The sequence below is a fragment of the Frigoribacterium sp. MEB024 genome (genome assembly GCF_000878135.1).
Lineage (GTDB): Bacteria > Actinomycetota > Actinomycetes > Actinomycetales > Microbacteriaceae > Frigoribacterium.
In genome coordinates, this window is record NZ_JXQZ01000018.1 from 15,332 (window position 1) to 34,443 (window position 19,112).

Sequence of the window (19,112 nt, forward strand, 5' to 3'; positions counted from 1 at the left end):
GGGTGGAGCGAGGGAGATGTCAGGAGGCGCGGTGCGACCGGCGCGGGTTCGGCACCGCGTCGAGCAGGGTCACCGTGTAGGGGTCGGTCGGCCGCTGCAGCACCTCGGCCGTGTGCCCCCGCTCGACCACGGCACCCTGGTTGAGCACCATGATGTCGTCGGTGATCAGCCGGGCACTGAGCAGGTCGTGGGTGATGTAGAGCATCGACACGCCCCACTGTTCGCGGAGGTCCTCGAGCAGCGCCAGCACGCCGGCCCGCAGCGAGACGTCGAGCATCGAGACGGGCTCGTCGGCGATGATCACCTGCGGGTCGCTCGCGAGCGCCCGGGCGATCACGACGCGTTGTCGCTGACCACCCGACAGCTGGTGCGGCAGCTTCGCCGCGAACTGCTCGACCGGCGTCAGACCGACCGTCTCGAGCAGCTCGAGCACCCGGCGCCGCGCCTCCTGGCCGGTCAGGCCGGTGTAGTTCACGACCGGGCGCGTCAGCGTGTACTCGACCGTGTGCAGCGGGTTCAGCGCGGCGTACGGGTCCTGGAAGACCATCTGCACGTCGCTGCGGAAGCTGCGGAGCGCGCGTCCCCGGAGCTTCGTCACGTCGGTGTCGCCGAACGAGACGCTGCCGCTGGTCGGCTTCTCGACGCCGGTGACGAGCTTGGCGATCGTGCTCTTGCCCGAGCCGCTCTGCCCGACGAGGGCGAGCGACTGACCCGGTTCGAGCGTGAACGACACGTCGCGGACGGCGCGCACGGGGTCGTCGCCCCGCCGAGGAGGCGCGTAGGTCTTGGTCACACCGTTCACGGTGATCGCGTGCTGCGCCGTGCGCTGGCCGCGCGTGGCGACGGTCGGCACCGAGGTCGTCGTGTCGACGCGGCGGTCGCCCCGGGCCCGACGGACCGAACGGTCCTCGAAGCCGGGCAGCGAGACGACCTCGGCGCGCGGGTCGGCGTAGTGCGACAGCAGCATCTTCGTGTAGTCGTCCTGCGGGTCGGCGAGCACGTCGGCCGAGCGGCCGTCCTCGACGATGCGTCCCTCGTGCATCACGAGCACGCGCTGCGCCGACTCGAGCACGATGCCGAGGTCGTGGCTGATCAGCACGGCCGTGAAGCCCTCGCTCTGCTGCAGCGAGATGATCGTGTCCATCACGGCGTGCTGCACGAGCACGTCGAGGGCGGTGGTCGGCTCGTCGAAGACCATCAGCTGCGGCTCGAGCGACAGGGCGAGGGCGATCGAGACGCGCTGGCGCATGCCGCCGGACAGCTCTCCCGGGAACCGCGCGAGGACGCCCGGGTCGAGTTCGACCTTGGCGACCAGCTCGGCGGCGCGGGCGTGCCAGCGGTCGCGCGGCACGTGGCCGTGGGCCTTGAACACGTCGACGAAGTGGTTGCGGATCGTGCGCACCGGGTTCAGCGCGTTCATTCCCGACTGCAGCACCATCGCGAAGCCACCCTGTCGCTGCTGACGCAGCGCCTCGGTGTCGAGGTCGCGGACGTCGGCGCCGTCGAACCAGATGCTGCCGCCGTTGGTCCGCGCCGGTGGCTTCTGCAACCGGGTCAGTGCGTAGCCGAGCGTCGACTTGCCCGAGCCGGATTCGCCGACCAGGCCGACGAACTCGCCCCGCTTCAGCCGGAACGACACGTGGTCGACGGCCTGCACCGGCTCCGCGCCGGCGCTCTCGTAGACGACGCTGAGGTCGCGGACGTCGAGCAACACGTCGTCGGAGGACGAGGGCGAGGAGGCGGTGGGCTGGTCGGTGAGGTCCGTGGCGGTCACTTGCGCGCCTCCTTCTTCTGCTTCGCGCCTTCGCGAAGTCGGGGGTTGCCGACGGCGTCGACGCCGAAGTTGATCAGGGTCAGGCTCATCGCCAGCAGGGCGATGCAGAGGCCGGGCGCGAAGAGCAGGATCCACTGGCCGGTGAGCAGGGCGTTCGAGTTCTGCGCCCAGTAGAGGATCGTGCCCCAGCTGACGATCGACGAGTCGCCGAGCCCCAGGAACTCGAGGCCGGCCTCGGCAAGGATCGCACTGGTCGCGGCACCGAAGAACGAGCCGGTGATCAGCGAGGTCATGTTGGGCAGGATCTCGCGGAACACGATGCGTCCCGCGCTCTCGCCCGAGAACCGTGCCGCCGTGACGAAGTCGCGCGATCGCAGCGACTGCGTCTGGCTGCGCAGCACGCGCGCACCCCAGGCCCAGCCGGTGATGACGATCACCGCGAGGATCACGGTGATGCCGCCGTTCTGCAGGTAGGCCGCGATGACGATCATCAGGGGCAGGCCCGGGATGACGAGGAACAGGTTCACGATGAACCCGACGACGTCGCCGCCGAAGCCCTTCATGTAGCCCCAGCTCAGCCCGATCGCGACGGCGACCAGCGTCGACAGCACGCCGGCGACGACGCCGACGAAGACGCTGATGCGGGCGCCGTAGATCAGTTGGCTCAGGACGTCCTCACCGGCGGCCGTGGTGCCCATCCAGTGGGCCCAGCTCGCGTCGGCGTTGCGCTCGAAGCCGTTCTCGCTGCCGCCGTAGGGCGCGAGCAGCGGGGCGAAGATCGCGACGAGGACGAAGACGCCGAAGATGACGACGCCGATCTTCGCCTTGGGGTTCGACCAGATGGTCGCGGCCATGCGGCCGATGGTGAGCCAGCGACTGGGCGCCTTCTGCTCGGCGGGGCCGGTGGGAGGCGCGCCCTCGGGCAGGTGGACGGACACGGTGGAGGTCATCGGCGGGTCCTTGGGTCGAGCACGCCGTACAAGATGTCGACGAGGAAGTTGGCGACGAGCACGCTGACCGTGATCATCAGGAAGAGGGCCTGCATCAGCGGGTAGTCCTGGCCGATGACGGCGTTGAACAGCAGGTAACCGATGCCGGGGTAGCCGAACACCTGCTCGACGAGGATCGAGCCACCGACCACGCCGCCCAGGGCGAGGCCGAAGCCGGTCAGGTTCGGCAGGATCGCGTTGCGGGCGGCGTAGCGCACGGCGACCGTGCGGCCCTTGAGCCCGTTGGCCTCGGCGAAGGTGACGTAGTCGTCGCCCAGCGTCGAGATCATCGCGTTGCGCATGCCGAGTATCCATCCGCCGAGACTCGTCAGCAGGATGGTGATGGCCGGGAGCACCGCGTGCTGCAGGGCGTCGCCGACGAAGGCCGGCGTGAACCCGGGCGTGGTCGTCGCGCCGTAGGCCCCCGTGGTCGGGAACCAGTGCAGCACGTAGCCGAGGAAGAACAGCAGCAGCAGGGCCGTCCAGAAGTACGGGAACGTGCTCATGAAGCTGCCCGACAGGGTGGGCAGCGAGTCGAGCCAGGTGCCGCGCTTCCACGCCGCGGCGACGCCGATCAGGGTGCCGAGCACGAAGGCGATGATCGTGCAGACCCCGACGAGGATCAGCGTGAACGGCAGGGCCTGGCCGACCAGGTGTCCGACCGTCTCGGGGAAGAAGGTGTAGCTCGTGCCGAAGTCGAGACGCACGACCTGGCCGAGGTAGCTGACGTACTGCTGCAGCACGTTGCCGTCCGGCACGCCGAGCTGGGCCTCGATGGCGGCACGGGTCGCCGCGCTGACCGGACCGTTCAGCGACAACTTCGCGATCGCGGCGTCGGTCGGGCTGCCGGGCATCAGCCGCGGCAGGATGAAGTTCAGGGTGACCGCGGCCCACAGGGTGAGCACGAACAGGCCGAGTTTCTGGGCTGCGTACTTCACTGGTCGCCCTCTTTCTGGTCGACGCGCTTGAGCTTCGTGAAGATCAGCAGCGGTGCCTGGTCGTAGTTCTGCGGTGCCATGTACGGGTTCTCGGCGGTGGGCCAGCCGGTGAACTTCGAGTCGTTGAACAGACCCCAGAGCCCGCCGTAGTAGAGGCCGATCACGGGCAGCTGGTCGTAGACGACGTTCTGCAACCGGTAGGCGTACTGCTTCTGCTGCTCGGGGTCGGTCGTGGCCTTCCAGTCGTCGAGCAGCTGATCGACCGCCGGGTCGCTGAAGCGCTCGTAGTTGGCCGCCGTGGTCTCGCCGACCGGGGTGGCGAACTGGCTGTTGAGCAGGTTGTTGTAGGCCTGGTAGACGTTGCCGTTGCCCATGCCGCCCATCGCCATGTCGAACTCGCCGTTCGCGATGGCCGACTGGTAGCCGGCCGGCTGGGGAGCCTGGATCTGCACGTCGATGCCGATCGCGCCCAACTGGCTCCGCACCTCCTGCACGGCCCGCAGCCAGTCGGTGTAGCCGTTGGCGGTGAGGATCGTGATCTTCAACTGCGTGCCGTCGGGGCCGACCAGCTCGTCACCCTGCTGCGTGTAGCCCGACTCGGCGAAGGCCGCGAGGGCGCCGTCGACGTCCTGCTCGATCACGCCGGCGTTCGGGATCGACGGGTCGAGGTCGTCCTGCTGGTTGGGCAGGATGAGCCCGGTCTGGCCGGCCGGCTCGAGGTAGCCCTCGGTGGCCGACTCGGCGATCGGACCGCGGTCGAGCGCCAGGGCGATGCCGCGACGCACGTTGATGTCGTCGAAGGGTGCCTTGGTGAGGTTGGGCACGAGACCGATCACACCTCCCGGCGGGAACCAGAACTGGTTGTCGGGGCTGGCGGCGCCCCAGGTGCCCTCGACGTCGCTGATGAACGAGTACGACCAGTCGTAACCGCGCGTGACGGTGTCGAGCTGGTTGTTCGTGGCGGGCAGGATCAGGTGGCCGATCTCGATCTTGTCCGCCTGCCAGTACGACTCGTTCTTGTCCATCGAGTACTGCTGCGGCGAGTAGTTGCCGAGCGTGAACGGGCCGGTGCCGACCGGGTCGGGGTTGCGGAAGGTCGTGGGGTCGTCGACGTCTTTCCACAGGTGCTCGGGCACGATCGTCGTCTGGCCGATGATCTCCATCGCGGGGACGTCGTCGGTCTGCAGGTGGAAGACCACGTGGTCGCCCTGCTGCTCGATCGTGTCGATGTGCTGCCAGGCGCCCTTGAGGTCGAGCGACGGGTTCGCCTTGATCAGGTCGAACGTGTAGACCACGTCCGCCGGGGTCATCGGCGTGCCGTCGGACCACTCGACGCCGTCGCGGATCGTCATGTCGATCGTGCGCGCGTCGGGCAGCACCGTCTCGCTCGCGAGCCAGGGCGTGATCTCGCCGTCGAGCGGGTTGATCTCGAGCAGGGGCTCGTAGATCCAGGTCGAGGCGGTGCGCTTGTTCGTGAGGAACGGGTTGAAGTTGCGCTCGAACTGCGGGTTGCCCTTGTCGGCGTTGATCAGCATCGTGTCGGCCCCGATGCTGGGGTCGGGCTGGCTGCGGATCTGGATGCTGCAGCCGGTGGCCACGAGCACGGCGGCCGTGGCCGCTGCCAGGGCCGCGAGCGTGCGGAAGCGTCGGCGTGGGTGTCGCCGAGGGGGTGTCGCGTGCGTCATCGCCACGTTCTCTCATTCGTCGTCGAGGTGAGCTGGGCCCACTGTAAGCGCATACATCGCATGGGCGCAAGCAGGGGAACTCGAGAAGACGCGCCGACCTGCCGCTCGGGTCCGACCGTGAGCGTCACGTCATCGCCTCTCCGGGCCGCGAACCCCGGAGGACGAGGAGGCGCGAGGTCGTTCGACGCCGAGCCAACCGTCAGGGGATGCCCGGGCCCGCACGCCAGAATCGGCGTCGGGTGCCGGTCGCGGTGCCCCGGCCGACCGGAGGGACCCCTATGGCGAGCACGACGCAGCTGCGAGCGCTCCGCGCCTCGCTGCCCGTGGTCGCCGAGCGGGCGCGCGACATCGCCGACGAGTTCTACCGCCGCCTGTTCGGCACCCGACCCGATCTGCTGCGCGACCAGTTCAACCGCGGCGACCTCGCGCAGGGGCGGCAGCAGCGCGAGCTCGCCCGCACGATCGTCGCGCTCGCACAGGCCGTCCTCGACGCGGCCCCGGGGTCGACGCGCGGCGAGGGGGCCGACCGGCACCGCGCCTCCTCGGGGGGCCGACCGTCCGGCGGGGACGCCGCCCGCCAGGCCGGGGCGCCGACCCTCGCGCCGGCGACACCCGGTGAGATCGTCTCGCGATTGGCCCAGCGGCACGCGGCACTCGGCGTCACCCGCGACGAGTACGACCTGTTCGAGCGGCACCTCGGCGAGGCGTTCGCGGTCGCCCTCGGCCCGGACCTCACGGCCGACGTCGCCGACGCCTGGGCGGCCGTCTACCGTCAGGCCCGCGACGAGATGGTGGCGACGGTCGAGGCGATCTACCGGCAGGCCGACCTCGAGCCCGGTGACGAGTGGCGCGAGGCCCTCGTCACCGAACACCGCGTGGAGGCCGAGGACGTGGTTGCGCTCACCCTGGTCTCGGCCGACAGCGAGGCCCTGCCCCGGTACCGCGCCGGCCAGTTCGCGTCGGTGCAGGTGCGGCTGGCCGACGGGGCCCGGCAGATCCGGCAGTACAGCCTGCGCGGCGGTCACGACGAGCAGTGGCGGATCAGCGCCCGATTGCTGGTCGGCGAACCGCCCGCGCCCGACGGCGAGGTGTCGTCGCACCTGATGGGCGAGCTGCGGGTGGGCGACGTGGTGAGCGTGTCGCCCCCGATCGGGTCGCTGACCATCGACGACCTCGACGACGCCCCGCTGCTGTTCGTCTCGGCGGGCATCGGCTGCACGCCCGTGCTCGGCATGCTCGACCACCTGGCCCGGACCGAGCCCGACCGCGTCGTGACGGCGCTGCACTTCGAGCGCACGCCCGAGCGGCACGCGCACCGCGTCGAACTCGAGGCGCTGGTCGCGTCGATGCCGAACGCGACCCTGCGGGTCAGCTACACGCAGGGGTCGCTGTCGGCGCTCAGCGCGCTGGCCGAGGCGTCGATCGACGGGCCGGGCGTCTACCTCGACCCGATCGACCTGGCCCGGGTCGACCTGACCGCGTCGCACCGGGTGTTCCTGTGCGGACCGGTGCCGTTCATGGCGATCGCCCGGGCGGCCCTGATCGGCCACGGGGTCGACGCCGACCGCGTGCACTACTTCGTCTTCGGGCCCGACGACGGGAGCGTCACCGGCGCCGACACCGGGCAGGGCGGGCTCGGGTAGGACGGGCTCGGGCAGGGCGGGCTCGGTAGGGGCGGCCCTCAGAGCGCGGGGCAGCTCTCGCGCAGCAGCACCTCGACCGGCAGGGTGACCCGCTGCGGCGGCGCCCCGGGGTCGGTGAGTCGTCGGACGACCGTGCGGACGGCGATGCGGCCGAGTTCACCCATCGGCTGGCGCACCGTGGTGAGCCGGGGCCGGGAGAACCGGCCGGCGTCGATGCCGTCGAAACCCGTCACGAGCACGCGACCGGGCACGTCGACGCCCTGCTCGCCGAACACGTCGAGGACGCCGAGCGCCGACTGGTCGTTCGCGCAGAGGACGGCCCGGGGCAGGTCGCCGGTCTCGAGCAGCGCCGCTGCCGCACGACGACCGCCGGCGCGGGAGAACTCGCCCGGCTCGACCCGGACGGTGACGCGCACCCCGGCGGCGCGGTGCGCCTCGACGGCCCGGTCGAACCCGGCGTGACGGTCGAGTTCGTCGGGCGAGTCGGACGGCCCGGCGACGTAGGCGAGGTCGTGCACGCCCCGCGTCCCCAGCACGAAGTCGGTCAGGGCGTGCATGCCGGCGACGTTGTCGACGCCGACGTGGTCGAGGTCGTCACCCGGCCTCGAGTCGGCGAGCACGACGACTGGGATGCGTCGCGAGACGTGCGCGAGCAGGTCGCCGGGCACCGTCTGGGCCAGCACCGCGAGCCCGTCGACCCGGCCCGCGATGTCGTTGACCATCACCTCGCGGCTCGACCCCCGGCCGGCGGCGACCATGAGGGCGAATCCCCGCCGCCAGGCCTCGACCTCGGCGCCGCGCAGCACTTCGTCGAAATAGAGGTTCGCCGGGTTCGACCCGTGGTCGGACGCAGGAGGCGCGGTGAGGCTCGTCGCACCGCGGCCCGGCTCGACGACGGTCGACGCCTCCACGCGCTCGCGGTCGTCGATCAGCGGGATGCGCGACGCGTCCGACACCCGAGCCCAGTCGGGTTCGGGGCCGTCGATGCCGTCGTGGCCCGGCAGGAAGAGCCCGAGCACGCCCGTGCGCCGCCCGGCGAGGCCGCGGGCCGCGCCGCTCGGCACGTAGCCGAGGGCACGCACCGACTCGAGCACCCGGCTGCGGGTCTCGGGGCGCACGTCGTCGGGACGGCGCAGCACCCTCGACACCGTCGCGATCGACACGTCGGCGTGGGCGGCCACGTCGTACACGGTCGGGGCCTTGGTCACGAGGGGTCCTCCAGGCGGGCGGCGGCGGGTCGCGGACCATCCTAGGTCGGTCGGCGTCCGAGACCGGGCCGCGGCTCCGGTGCCGGACGGACGACGGACCGGGCCCGGCCCGGTGGCGTGACCGGTGGTGCGGCGCGGTGGTGCGGTGCGGCGGTGCGGTGCGGCGCGGTGTGGTGCGGACCACCGTCGGACGCCGTCGTCGAGGACGTCGGTGACGGACGTCGCCGGGCGCCGGTTGTCGGAGCCCGCGATGCCGGGCATACTCGGTATGCACGAGCGCCGCAGGGCGACGTCGCCATTCGATCACAGGAGGCCACGTGACGGCACGACCGGACGGCGGGGCGGCCGCATGACCGTGCGACTCGGCCTGTTGGCGATCCTCGACCAGGGCCCGGGCTACGGCTATCAGCTGCGCAGCGAGTTCGACCGGCGCACCGGGTCCACCTGGCCGCTCAACGTCGGCCAGGTGTACTCCACCCTCGACCGGCTCGACCGCGACGGGCTCGTCGAGCGCGACGAGCCCGCGCCGGACGGCACGTCGCCCGAGGCCGAAGGGGCACCCGCCGCCGAGGCCTCGGCGGCGGGCACCACGCACCCCGTGGGCGAGCAGCAGCGGCTCTGGCGCATCACGGCCGCCGGGCGGGCCGAGGTCGCCCGCTGGCTCGGCACGGCCGTCGACACCCCCGACGCCACCCGCGACGAGCTGCCGCTCAAGTTCGCCCTCGCCGCGACCCTGCCGGGGGTGGACGTGGCGACGCTCGTGCAGACGCAGCGCCGCGCCTCCTTGGCTAAGCTGCAGCGGCTGACCCGCACCAAGCACGCCGGCGGCGACCCGGGCGCGCCCGGAGAGTTCGCCTGGCGCCTCGTCGTCGACTCGATGATCTTCGCGGCCGAGGCCGAGGTGCGCTGGCTCGACCACGTCGAGTCGAGCCTGCGTCGTGCGTCGCTCGCCGAACGGCAGTGGGCGGTCGAGGCCGTGGCCCCGACGACGGGTGTGCCCCGATCCACGGCCCTGACGCCGGACCCGGCACCCACCGCGCGAGGCCGGTCGTGACCGGGCGCGCCGAGGTGCTGACCCTGCTCGGGGTGGGGCACGAACACGGAACCGGCGACCTCGCCCGCACCGCCCTCGACGGCGTGAGCCTGACCGTCCTCGAGGGCGAACTGGTCGCCGTCATGGGCGCGTCCGGCTCGGGCAAATCGACCCTCTTGGCGATCGCGGGCGGCCTGACGACGCCGACCGCCGGGCACGTGCAGGTCGACGGCACCTGGCTCGCCGACCTGAGCGCGGCCGAGGTCGCCCGGGTGCGACGCCGGTCGGTCGGCTTCGTGTTCCAGCAGTTCAACCTCGTCTCGACGTTGACCGCGGCCGAGAACGTCGCCCTGCCGCTCGAACTCGACGGCATCGGCACCCGTGCCGCCCGGCGTGCCGCCGACGACGCCCTGGCCGCCCTCGGCCTCGCCGGTCGCGGGCGGGCCTTCCCCGCCGAGCTCTCGGGCGGCGAGCAGCAGCGGGTCGCCATCGCGCGCGCCCTCGTCGGCAGCCGTCGCCTCGTCCTCGCCGACGAACCGACCGGCGCGCTCGACAGCAGCACGGGCGACGAGGTCATGGGCCTGTTGCGCGAACGGGTCGACGCAGGTGCCGCAGGCCTGCTCGTCACGCACGACGCCCGACACGCCGCCTGGGCCGACCGGATCGTGTTCCTCCGCGACGGCCGCCTCGTGGACGAGTCCGCGCCGCGAGGGCCCGAGTCGCTGCTGACCCCGGAGGCGCGGTGACGGCCGGCGGCCTCGTCGCGCGTCGCCAGGTGCTCAAGCGCCTGCGCGAGTACGTGATGGTCGTGCTGCTGATCGCGCTGCCCGTGGCCGGCGCCTCGGGGGCGGCGGTGCTCGTCGCGAGTGCGATGCCGACGACCCGCCAGGAGATCACCTCGACGCTGGGCCACACGGCCGCCCGGGTGCACTGGACCGGCTACGAGACCCGGCAGTCCGTCCGGGGGCTGAACCAGTGGTCGGGCGACGAGGTGACCTACCGCGCGCCGGCCGACGTCGTGCCCGGGGTCGACCGGACGCTCACCCTGCGCACCCTCTGGACCCGGGTCGGCACGTCCCCTGCCGGCGTCGTGATCGGACCGGTGACGGACCCGGCCTTCGAGGGCCGCTACGTGCTCGAGCGGGGGCGGGCCGCCGAGCAGGGCGACGAGGTGCTCGTCACGCCCGCCCTCGCCCGCGACGACGGGCTCGAGACCGGGTCGACCACGACCCTCCACCGCGTTCCCGGCGCCGACGGTGCACGCGACCTCGAGGTGACGGTCGTCGGCATCATGTCCGAGGTCGGCGGCGGCACGGACGACCGACAGGTGTTCGCCCGTGACGACCTGGCGGCGGGTCTGCCCGACCCGTCGTCGACGGCCTCCTCGTCGTCGACCGAGCAGTACCTCGTGGGCGACGCCGTCGATTGGGCCGAGGTGCGCGAGTTGGGACGCGCGGGATTCGTCGTCTGGTCGGCCGCGGTCGTCGCCGACCCTCCGCCCGACGGCACCCCCGGCCTCGAGAGCGAGGCGGGCTACGGCAGCACGGGCACCTACGCCGCCCTCGGCGTGGTCTTCGCCGTGTTCGCCGGCGCCGAGGTCGCCCTTCTCGCGGGGGCGGCCTTCGGGGTCGGGGCCCGTCGGCAACGCCGCACCCTGGCCGTGCTCGCCGCGGTCGGTGCCGACCAGCGCACGCTGACGCGCGTCGTGACGCGGCAGGGGGTGTGGGTCGGCGTCGTCGCCGCGGTCACCGGTCTCGCCGTCGGCGTCGACCTCGGCATCGGCGTCGTGGCCCTCGCCCGTCGAGCCGGCGTCGACGTGGGCCCGTTCGCGTTCTGGGGCGTCCACGTCCCCGGCGTCGTGGTCGCGGGCATCGGGCTCTTCGCCGTCGCCGTGTCGTGGATCGCGGCCGTGGTGCCCGCGCGTCGTGCCGCCCGGGTCGACGTGATGGACTCGCTGCGCGGCGGGACGGCCTCCGGCGCGGTGGACGCCGCGTCGGACCGGGGCCGCGGCCGCGGCCGACGGTCCGCCGTGCTCGCCGGCGTCCTCGTCGTCGGCGGCGTGCTCGCCTGCTTCGGGGCGGGATGGACCTCGTACGCCACCTCGGTCCCGGTCGGCTCACGCTGGTGGTGGGCGGCGTTCGTCGGCCTCGCGGTCTCCGCCGTGGTCGCCCTCGTCGGCGTCCTGCTGCTCGTGCCGACGCTCGTCCGTCGGCTCGGACGCGCGTCCACGCTCGCACCCGTGCCGTTGCGGCTCGCCCTGCGCGACGCCTCCCACGGGGTCGCGCGCACCGCTCCCGCCGTGGCGGCCGTCACCACGGCGGTGTTCGTCGCGGTGTTCGGCGTCTCGATGTCGACCGCGGCCGCACGACAGTCCGAGGACTCCTTCTACCGCCCCTACCCGGCGGGCACCGTGGCGATCTCGTACGACCAGGCGTCCGACCTCCGCGTGCCGGGCGGCTCCCCCGAGGCGGCCTCGCTCGACTCCGCGGCCGTCGCCGCCGTCGCGCGCGACCTCCCGGTGGGCGACCGTGCCGTGTGGCAGACCCCGGTCCCCAGCGGTTACGACTCGAACGGCGCCCCGGTCGCCGTCGACGCGGTCACGCCGTGGGCCGTGCTGACCGTCCCCGACCGTTGCGACTCGTCGACGGGGCGCCTCGAGGGCCTGTCGTCCCGTGAGGCGCAGCGGATCACCGATGCCGACCCTGCCTGCGACTACCCGCTCGGCTCGTTCACGTCACAGGACAACATCATCGTGACCGACGAGGACGGCCTCGCCGTGACCCTGGGGGCCGCTCCGTCCACGGCCGCCCGAGCCGCGTTCGAGTCGGGCGGCGTCATCGCCTTCGACCCGTCGCTCGTCGTCGACGGCGAAGCCACCATCGGTCTCGCCACCCCGGCCGAGGTCGAGGACGGCTTCGACGCCTCGGCCACCCCCTCGACGTCCGTGTCGCTCCCGGCCGTCGTCCAGCGTCCGACGACGCTCAGCACCGGGGCCGTCCTGATGAGCCCCGGGACCGCCGAGCGGCTGGGCTTCGAGCTGACCCAGCGTGCCGTGGTGATGGCCACCGACCGGCAACCGACCGAGGACGAGGCCGCCGGCCTCCGGGCCGCGGTCACCGCCGCCACCGACGGCCGGGCGACGGTCGAGACGAGTCCCGTCGATCGGGGCCTCGACCTGGCACTCGTGCTGGCACTCGTCGCGACGACCCTCGTCTGTGCCGCGGCAGCCGCGGTCGCCCTGGGTCTCGCCCGCGCCGAGGGGCTGAGCGACCAGGTGACCATGCAGGCCGTCGGCGGCACGGACGCCCAGCGACGCGCCATGTCGTTCTGGCAGGGCGTGGTGGTCGTCGGCACGGGTGCCGTACTGGGCACCATCCTGGGCCTGGTGCCGACGGGGGCCATGGTCTGGGCCTCCGACCTACCGTTCACCCCACCGTGGTGGGTGCTGGTCGTCGTCGTCGTCGGGCTTCCCCTCGTCGTCGCCGCCGGCAGTGCCCTGACGAGCCGTCGACCGCGCTCCCTCGTGCGGCGACCCGTGCTGGACTGACGAGCGCGTCGGCGTCGCTACCGGCCGTCGTCGACGGGACGACGCCGCCCGACGCCGACGCCGACCACGCCGAACACGACGATCAGCAGGGCCGCGAGAGCCACCGGCCCCGGCTCGGAGCCCGTCCAGGCGAGAGCATCCGAGGAGGCGCGGGCCGGCTCGGCGGCGATCCGGCGTCCCGAGGCACCCGCGTCGAGCACGGTCCCGCCCGGCCGCGCACCCGGGGCGGGCGACGTGGACCCCTGGCCGGCCGGCGCGGCCCCGGGCCCGACCGGGACGCCGCTCTCGTCATCCGGCGCGGGAGCGGGGAGCGGGTCGACGGCGAAGAGGACGACGGGGCCGGTGGCCGAGACGACGTCGTCCACCGTCCGGGTGACGGCCGAGACGTGCCAGTCCCCCTCGGCGAGGCCGAAGAACGTCGCGCTGAACGTTCCGTCCTGCTGGGCGCGGACCGTGGTGGACACGGCAGCGGCCGCCACGGCCCGGGTCGACGCGAGAACCTCTGCGGCGGGCTCCACGGTGACGGTGACGCGGGCGGAGTCGATCGAGGTGCCCTCGACGACCACGTCCTGCCCCGAGGGCACCCGTGCCCCGCCGGAGGGTGAGGTGACGACCGGGCCGGCCAGCGCCTCCTGCACCTCGACGTCGACGACCGCGCTCGCGCCCGACGACCCGACCACGGCGAACGTCGAGGGGCCCGGCGGGGTGCCGGGCGAGAGCCGGACGGGCAGCTGGACCCGCCCACGCTCGTCGGCGACGGTCGACGTCGACTCGTCGAACGCGTCCCCCTCGGCCCGGACCGTCTCGCCGGGCACGAAGCCGGTGCCGCGCAGGGTGGCCGCCGCGCCCGCCCGCAGCGTGCCGTCGGGGGCGACGACGACCGGTCCGAGCGAGAGGTCTTCGGTCACGGCGGCGAAGGCGTCGACCATGCCGGCCCCGAAGTACTCGGCCGGGGTCTCACCGCCGGCCTGACGGGTGAGCAGGTCACGCAGCTGGGCCGGGGTCGCGTCCGGATGCACGCTCGCCAGCAGGGCCGCGACCCCGGCCACGTGCGGAGCCGCCATCGAGGTCCCGCTGAGGGCGGCGAACCCGCCACCCGGCACCGTGCTGAGCACGGCGGACCCGGGGGCCGTCAGGTCGACGACGCCCGCCCCGTAGTTCGAGAAACGGGACTTCTCGATCGAGCCCCCGGTGCCCTGCTGGGCCGACGAGACCGTGACGACGCCGTCGACCTCGGCGGGCAGCTGCGCGCACCCCTGCGAGACGTCACGCCCCGACTGCGGGGTCGAGTCGTTCGGGCTGAGCGAGTCGGTCGTCTTGTGGGCGAGGTCGACGGCGACGGCACCGGTCGCGGCGTTGCCGGCGGCCGCCACGTCGAGGACGCCCTCGTGCTGCGACCAGGCGACGGCCCGCGCGACCGCCTCGAGGGCCGGGGCCTGGTCGGGGTCGGCCGAGCACCAGGCGGCCCACGGGTCGACGAAGAGGCTGGCGTTCGTCACGTCCATCTGCTGCTGCGCCGCCCACATGTAACCGCAGATCGCGTACTCGGGGTAGATGAAGCCGTTCGCGTCGACGACTTTGACGCTCGCCAGCCGCACGCCCGGGGCGACGCCGACGACACCCCGGCCGTCGTCGGCCGCGGCGATGACGCCCGCCACGTGGGTGCCGTGTTCGCGCGTGCTCGTCGCGGCGTCGGGTGAGGGCGCCCAGGCGGCGGGGTCGCTGTCGGCGACGCCGTCCACGCTGCAGCCCACCGAGGCGGCCGGGTCGACCTGCGAGGCGAGGTCGGGGTGCGTCGCATCGATCCCGCTGTCGAGCACGCCGACCAGCACGTCGCGGCTGCCGGGCTGCACCGCCCGCGCCTCGGCCGCGTGCACGGCCTGGTCGTTCCACCCTCGTTCCTCGGCGGGGTCGGCCACGTCGGTCACCCGCTCGGCCAGGCCGGTCGACTGCACACCGACCGTCGGGGCCGGCACGGAGCCCGCGTCGTCGCGCGGGTCGGCTCCGGCCGCCGTCCGGACGGCGGCCGTCCGCGTCGGACCCGCCGATCCGACCGCCGAGGAGGCGCGGACCCGGTCGACGAAGTCGGCTGCGGTCGACCGCGCGGTCACCACCCCGATCTCGTCCCACCGGGCGAGGACGGTGCCGCCCGCGGCGACCACGGCGGCCGACGCCGCGTCGGTCGTGACGGCACCGGGCGCGGCGTTGACGACGTAGGTCATCGCGTCGACGGCGGTCGGCACCGAGCTCGAGGCGGGCGCGGACAGCTGGGGGACGGCGGTCGTCGGCGCCGGAGACGAGGTGGCGGTCGCCGGGGCCGGGGACGAGGTGGCGGTCGCCGGGGCGTCCGCGGCGAAGGCCGTGACCGGTGCGAGCACGAGCACCGCGGCGAGCGCCGCCCCACCCAGTGCACGGGTCGATCGACGAGCGAGAGGACGTCGAGGGCTGCTGATCACCTGGCAACGATAAGCGGCGACGCATCACGGCGGGGTCACGATCCTGCCGCCTCGGCAGGACTCGGTCGCACGCCTCGTCCCCACCCTCCGGATCGCCCGCGCGTTACGCAGCGTTGCCCCGCGGCGCCCGACGCCGCCGAGCCGCCCGTAGCGTGGGGCGCATGGCCACCAGCGACACCATCTCGAACCTGCTCGACGAGCGACGGACCTTCGCCGCGCCTCCCGCGCTCGTCGAGGGGGCCAACGTCAGGTCCGCCGAGCACGCGCGGGCGGCCGCCGACCCCGTGGCGTTCTGGGCCGAGGCGTCGCAGCGGCTCGACTGGCACACGCCGTGGACGGTCGCGCACACCTGGAAGCCCGTGACCGAGGGGCCGGGCGGCGAGCTCACCGTGCCCGAGGCGACCTGGTTCGCCGACGGCACGCTCAACGTCGCCGTCAACTGCGTCGACCGGCACGTCGACTCCGGCCTTGGCGACAAGGTCGCCCTGCACGTCGAGGGCGAGCCCGGCGACCGTCGCGACATCACGTACGCGCAGCTGCAGCGCGAGGTCGTGAAGGCCGCCAACGGCTTGCGGTCGCTCGGCGTGGGGAAGGGCGACCGCGTGGTCGTCTACCTGCCGGTGATCGCCGAGACGATCGTGGTGACCCTCGCCATCGCCCGTCTCGGTGCCATCCACTCGTTGGTCTTCGGCGGGTTCTCGGGCGAGGCGCTGAAGTTCCGCGTCGAGGACACCCGCGCCAAGCTGCTGGTCACGACCGACGGGCAGTTCCGTCGTGGCACCGCGGTGCCGGTCAAGGCGAACGCCGACCACGCGGTCAGCGGCGACAACGAGATCGAGCACGTGCTCGTCGTCCGGCGCACCGGCGAGCAGACGCCCGACGTGCCGTGGACGGACGGCCGCGACCTGTGGTGGCACGATGTCGTCGACGACCAGCCCGACACCGACGAGCCCGAGTACTTCGGCGCCGAGACGCCGCTGTTCATCATGTACACGAGCGGCACCACCGGGAAGCCCAAGGGACTCGTGCACACGAGCGGCGGCTACCTGACGCAGGCGAACTGGACCCACTGGGCCGTCTTCGACGTCAAGCCCGACGACGTGCACTGGTGCACGGCCGACCTCGCCTGGGTGACGGCGCACACCTACGAGATCTACGGTCCGCTGTCGAACGGCCTGACCCAGGTGATCTACGAGGGCACGCCCGACACCCCCCACCCGGCCCGGCACCTCGAGATCATCGAGCGCTACGGCGTGACCACCTACTACACGGCCCCGACGCTGGTGCGGACGCTGTCGTCGTGGTTCCCCGACGGATTGCCCGACACCCACGACCTCTCGTCGCTGCGCCTGCTCGGCACGGTCGGCGAGGCCATCAACCCCGAAGCGTGGGTCTGGTTCCACGAGCAGTTCGGCCGGGGCCGGTGCCCGATCGTCGACACCTGGTGGCAGTCCGAGACGGGGGCCGCCGTCATGGCCCCGCTGCCCGGGGCCGACACCCTCAAGCCGGGCTCGTCGCTGCGGGCCCTGCCCGGGCTCTCGACCGCCGTGGTCGACGACGCCGGCGAGCGCGTCCCGAACGGCAGTGGCGGCTACCTCGTGGTCCAGCAGACCGGGCCGGCGCTCGCCCGCACGGTCTGGGGCGACCCCGAGCGGTACCGCGACAGCTACTGGGCGACCTACTGGCGGCAGGGCTGGTTCTTCTCGGGCGACGGCGCGAAGTACGACGCGGACGGCGACATCTGGGTGCTCGGGCGGGTCGACGACGTGATCAACGTGTCGGGTCACCGCCTGTCGACCATCGAGATCGAGTCATCGCTCGTGTCGCATCCGGCCGTCGCCGAGGCGGCCGTCGTCGGCGTGGCCGACGAGCGCACCGGCCAGGCGATCGCGGCCTTCGTGGTGCCTGCGGCACGACCGGCAGGAGGCGCGGTGCGGGACGCCGGCGACGTCGCCGAGCCGTCCGTGTGGGCTCCGCTCGCGGGGTCGCTGTCCCCCGTGCTGCGCGCCCACGTGGCCGATCAGATCGGGCCGATCGCCAAGCCCGCGACCGTGCTCGTCGTGCCCGACCTGCCCAAGACCCGCTCGGGCAAGATCATGCGGCGGCTGCTGGCCGACATCGTCGACGGCCGCCCCCTGGGTGACACGACGAGCCTGCAGGACGAGACCGTGCCCGGACGGGTCGCGGCGATCCTCGCGGAGGCGACCCGCGCCTCCTGACGTCGGGAATCACGCGGGGGCGGGCGGAGTTGTCGTGTCCGTGGCTCGACGGCGCGCCCACCCCCTTGTCACCGAGAAGAAAGAGGCACCATGTCGATCTCCGAGTCCACCGCCCCGTCCACCGTCCGCACCGCCGAGACCAGCGTGCCCCTCGTGTCGCTCCTCGACGAGCGCTGGAGCCCGCGCTCGTTCGACCCGACCGCCGAGATCTCGGACCGCCAGCTCGACGCCCTGCTCGAGGCCGCCCGCTGGGCCCCGTCGGCCCAGAACCACCAGCCCCGCCGCTTCATCGTGGCCCGCCGCGGCAGCGAGTCGTTCGACACGATCGTCGGCACCCTCATGAGCTTCAACGCGATGTGGGCCGGCAACGCCGCGGCACTGATCGTGGCCGTCGCCGAGACCTCGACCGTCGAGGGCGACGCACGCCCGACCGCCGAGTACGACCTCGGCCAGGCCGTCGCCCACCTCACGGTGCAGGCCCACGCCGAAGGCTTCCACACCCACCAGATGGCCGGCGTCGAGTGGGACAAGATCGTCGCCGCGTTCGACCTGACCGACAACCTCAAGCCCGTCACGATCACGGCCGTCGGCGTCGTCGACGAGGCCGACAAGCTGATCGAGGCCCTGGCCGAGCGCGAGACCGCCCCCCGCGAGCGCCTGCCGCTCAGCGAGCTCGTCCTGCGACGCGACTAGCAGCTCGGCGAGGCGAGCCCGGGCTGGTGCCTGCCAGCCCGGGCTGGTTGGCTGGGCGCATGTCGATCTCCAGCACGGCCGAGAAGGCCGAACTCCTCCGCTCCCTCCACATCCCCGGCGACCCGCTGATCGTGACGAACGTCTGGGACAGCATCACCGCGCGCATCGTCGCGGGCGCACCGGGCGTGAAGGCATTGGCCACCGCCTCCCACTCGATCAGCGAGGCGCACGGCGTCGAGGACGGCGAGGGCCTCGACGTCGACGACATGCTGGCCGCCGCCCGCATCGTGATCCGCTCGGTCGATCTGCCCGTCTCCGTCGACTTCGAGAAGGCCTACGCGACCGACGCCGCCGGCACGCTCGACAACGTCTTCCGCCTCATCGAAGAGGGCGCCGCCGGTCTCAACATCGAGGACAGCATCGGCCAGGCCAAGGCGCCGCTGTACGACATCGACACCCAGGTCTCGAAGATCGCCGCCGCCCGCCGCGCCGGCGATCGCGCCGGTGTGCCGATCGTGATCAACGCCCGGGTCGACGCCCTGGCCGGCGACCCCGATTCGTTCGACGACGCGATCACCCGCGCCAACGCCTACCTCGATGCCGGCGCCGACTGCGCGTTCGTCCTCGGTCTGGGCACCGAAGATCTCGTCAAGGCCGCCCTCGACCAGATCCACGGCAAGGTCAGCGTCATCTCGAACCCGTCGTCCGTCCCGCTCGCCCGCCTGGCCGGGCTCGGCGTCTCGCGGGTCAGCTTCGGCCCGACCACGATGGGCCTGACGCTGTCGCACCTGCGCGACGCCGCGACCACGCTCACCGCGCGCGGCGACTACCCGTCCGAGCTCGGCTTCGAGTTCTAGCCCGCCTGGGACGCCCAGCCCCTTCACCCCGGTGTGCAATTCGCGACCATCCGAGCACGACACGCCGTCC

General features: G+C 73.0%; 13 protein-coding genes. 7 read left to right on the forward strand and 6 right to left on the reverse strand.

Going from position 1 to position 19,112, the window contains the following annotated elements; translation table 11 throughout:
- Positions 1–19 precede the first annotated feature (19 nt).
- Genes SZ60_RS04520 through SZ60_RS04535 form a run of 4 tightly spaced genes read right to left on the reverse strand, consistent with a single transcriptional unit; the run spans position 20 to position 5,386 of the window.
- Positions 20–1,774 (reverse strand): ABC transporter ATP-binding protein, encoded by a 1,755-nt coding sequence (locus tag SZ60_RS04520; protein WP_197073503.1) that lies wholly within the window; start codon positions 1,772–1,774, stop codon positions 20–22.
- Positions 1,771–2,724 (reverse strand): ABC transporter permease, encoded by a 954-nt coding sequence (locus SZ60_RS04525; protein WP_043594060.1) that lies wholly within the window; start codon positions 2,722–2,724, stop codon positions 1,771–1,773. The genes SZ60_RS04520 and SZ60_RS04525 overlap by 4 nt, the downstream gene beginning before the upstream one ends.
- Entirely contained in the window at positions 2,721–3,701 is a 981-nt protein-coding gene (locus tag SZ60_RS04530) for an ABC transporter permease (protein WP_043594062.1), read from the reverse strand. The genes SZ60_RS04525 and SZ60_RS04530 overlap by 4 nt, the downstream gene beginning before the upstream one ends.
- Positions 3,698–5,386 carry an ABC transporter substrate-binding protein gene (locus SZ60_RS04535; protein ID WP_043594064.1) on the reverse strand — a complete coding sequence of 563 codons (1,689 nt, stop codon included), beginning with the start codon at positions 5,384–5,386 and terminating at the stop codon, positions 3,698–3,700. Before SZ60_RS04535 ends, SZ60_RS04530 begins: the two co-directional genes overlap by 4 nt.
- Positions 5,387–5,664: 278 nt before the next feature.
- On the opposite strand from SZ60_RS04535, the gene SZ60_RS04540 reads away from it, so the two are divergent.
- Positions 5,665–7,029 carry a globin domain-containing protein gene (locus SZ60_RS04540; protein WP_043594066.1) on the forward strand — a complete coding sequence of 455 codons (1,365 nt, stop codon included), beginning with the start codon at positions 5,665–5,667 and terminating at the stop codon, positions 7,027–7,029.
- Between the two features lie 38 nt (positions 7,030–7,067).
- Here SZ60_RS04540 and SZ60_RS04545 read toward each other — a convergent pair whose 3' ends face one another.
- A complete protein-coding gene (locus tag SZ60_RS04545; protein WP_052505160.1) occupies positions 7,068–8,237 on the reverse strand; it encodes a LacI family DNA-binding transcriptional regulator in 1,170 nt (389 codons plus the stop codon).
- Positions 8,238–8,586: 349 nt separating this feature from the next.
- Here SZ60_RS04545 and SZ60_RS04550 point away from each other — a divergent pair, with 349 nt between their 5' ends.
- The 3 genes from SZ60_RS04550 to SZ60_RS04560 are packed head-to-tail and all read left to right on the forward strand — an operon-like array spanning position 8,587 to position 12,817.
- On the forward strand, positions 8,587–9,291 hold the full coding sequence (locus SZ60_RS04550) for a PadR family transcriptional regulator (protein WP_043594067.1): 705 nt from the start codon (positions 8,587–8,589) through the stop codon (positions 9,289–9,291).
- On the forward strand, positions 9,288–10,016 hold the full coding sequence (locus SZ60_RS04555; RefSeq protein WP_043594069.1) for an ABC transporter ATP-binding protein: 729 nt from the start codon (positions 9,288–9,290) through the stop codon (positions 10,014–10,016). The genes SZ60_RS04550 and SZ60_RS04555 overlap by 4 nt, the downstream gene beginning before the upstream one ends.
- Positions 10,013–12,817 (forward strand): FtsX-like permease family protein, encoded by a 2,805-nt coding sequence (locus SZ60_RS04560; RefSeq protein ID WP_043594070.1) that lies wholly within the window; start codon positions 10,013–10,015, stop codon positions 12,815–12,817. Before SZ60_RS04555 ends, SZ60_RS04560 begins: the two co-directional genes overlap by 4 nt.
- A gap of 17 nt (positions 12,818–12,834) precedes the next feature.
- Here the strand turns inward: SZ60_RS04560 and SZ60_RS17085 are convergent, their stop codons facing one another.
- Positions 12,835–15,273: a S8 family serine peptidase gene (locus SZ60_RS17085; RefSeq protein WP_231567048.1), complete on the reverse strand. Its 2,439-nt coding sequence runs from the start codon at positions 15,271–15,273 to the stop codon at positions 12,835–12,837.
- A 161-nt stretch (positions 15,274–15,434) separates the two neighbouring features.
- Here SZ60_RS17085 and acs point away from each other — a divergent pair, with 161 nt between their 5' ends.
- The 3 genes from acs (at position 15,435) to SZ60_RS04580 (ending at position 19,042) form a co-directional block, all read left to right on the forward strand.
- On the forward strand, positions 15,435–17,492 hold the full coding sequence (acs, locus tag SZ60_RS04570; RefSeq protein WP_043594072.1) for an acetate--CoA ligase: 2,058 nt from the start codon (positions 15,435–15,437) through the stop codon (positions 17,490–17,492).
- Between the two features lie 90 nt (positions 17,493–17,582).
- Positions 17,583–18,185, forward strand: coding sequence for a nitroreductase family protein (locus SZ60_RS04575; protein ID WP_043594074.1), 603 nt, complete (start codon positions 17,583–17,585; stop codon positions 18,183–18,185).
- A 59-nt stretch (positions 18,186–18,244) separates the two neighbouring features.
- Positions 18,245–19,042: an isocitrate lyase/phosphoenolpyruvate mutase family protein gene (locus SZ60_RS04580; protein ID WP_043594075.1), complete on the forward strand. Its 798-nt coding sequence runs from the start codon at positions 18,245–18,247 to the stop codon at positions 19,040–19,042.
- Positions 19,043–19,112: the final 70 nt, after the last annotated feature.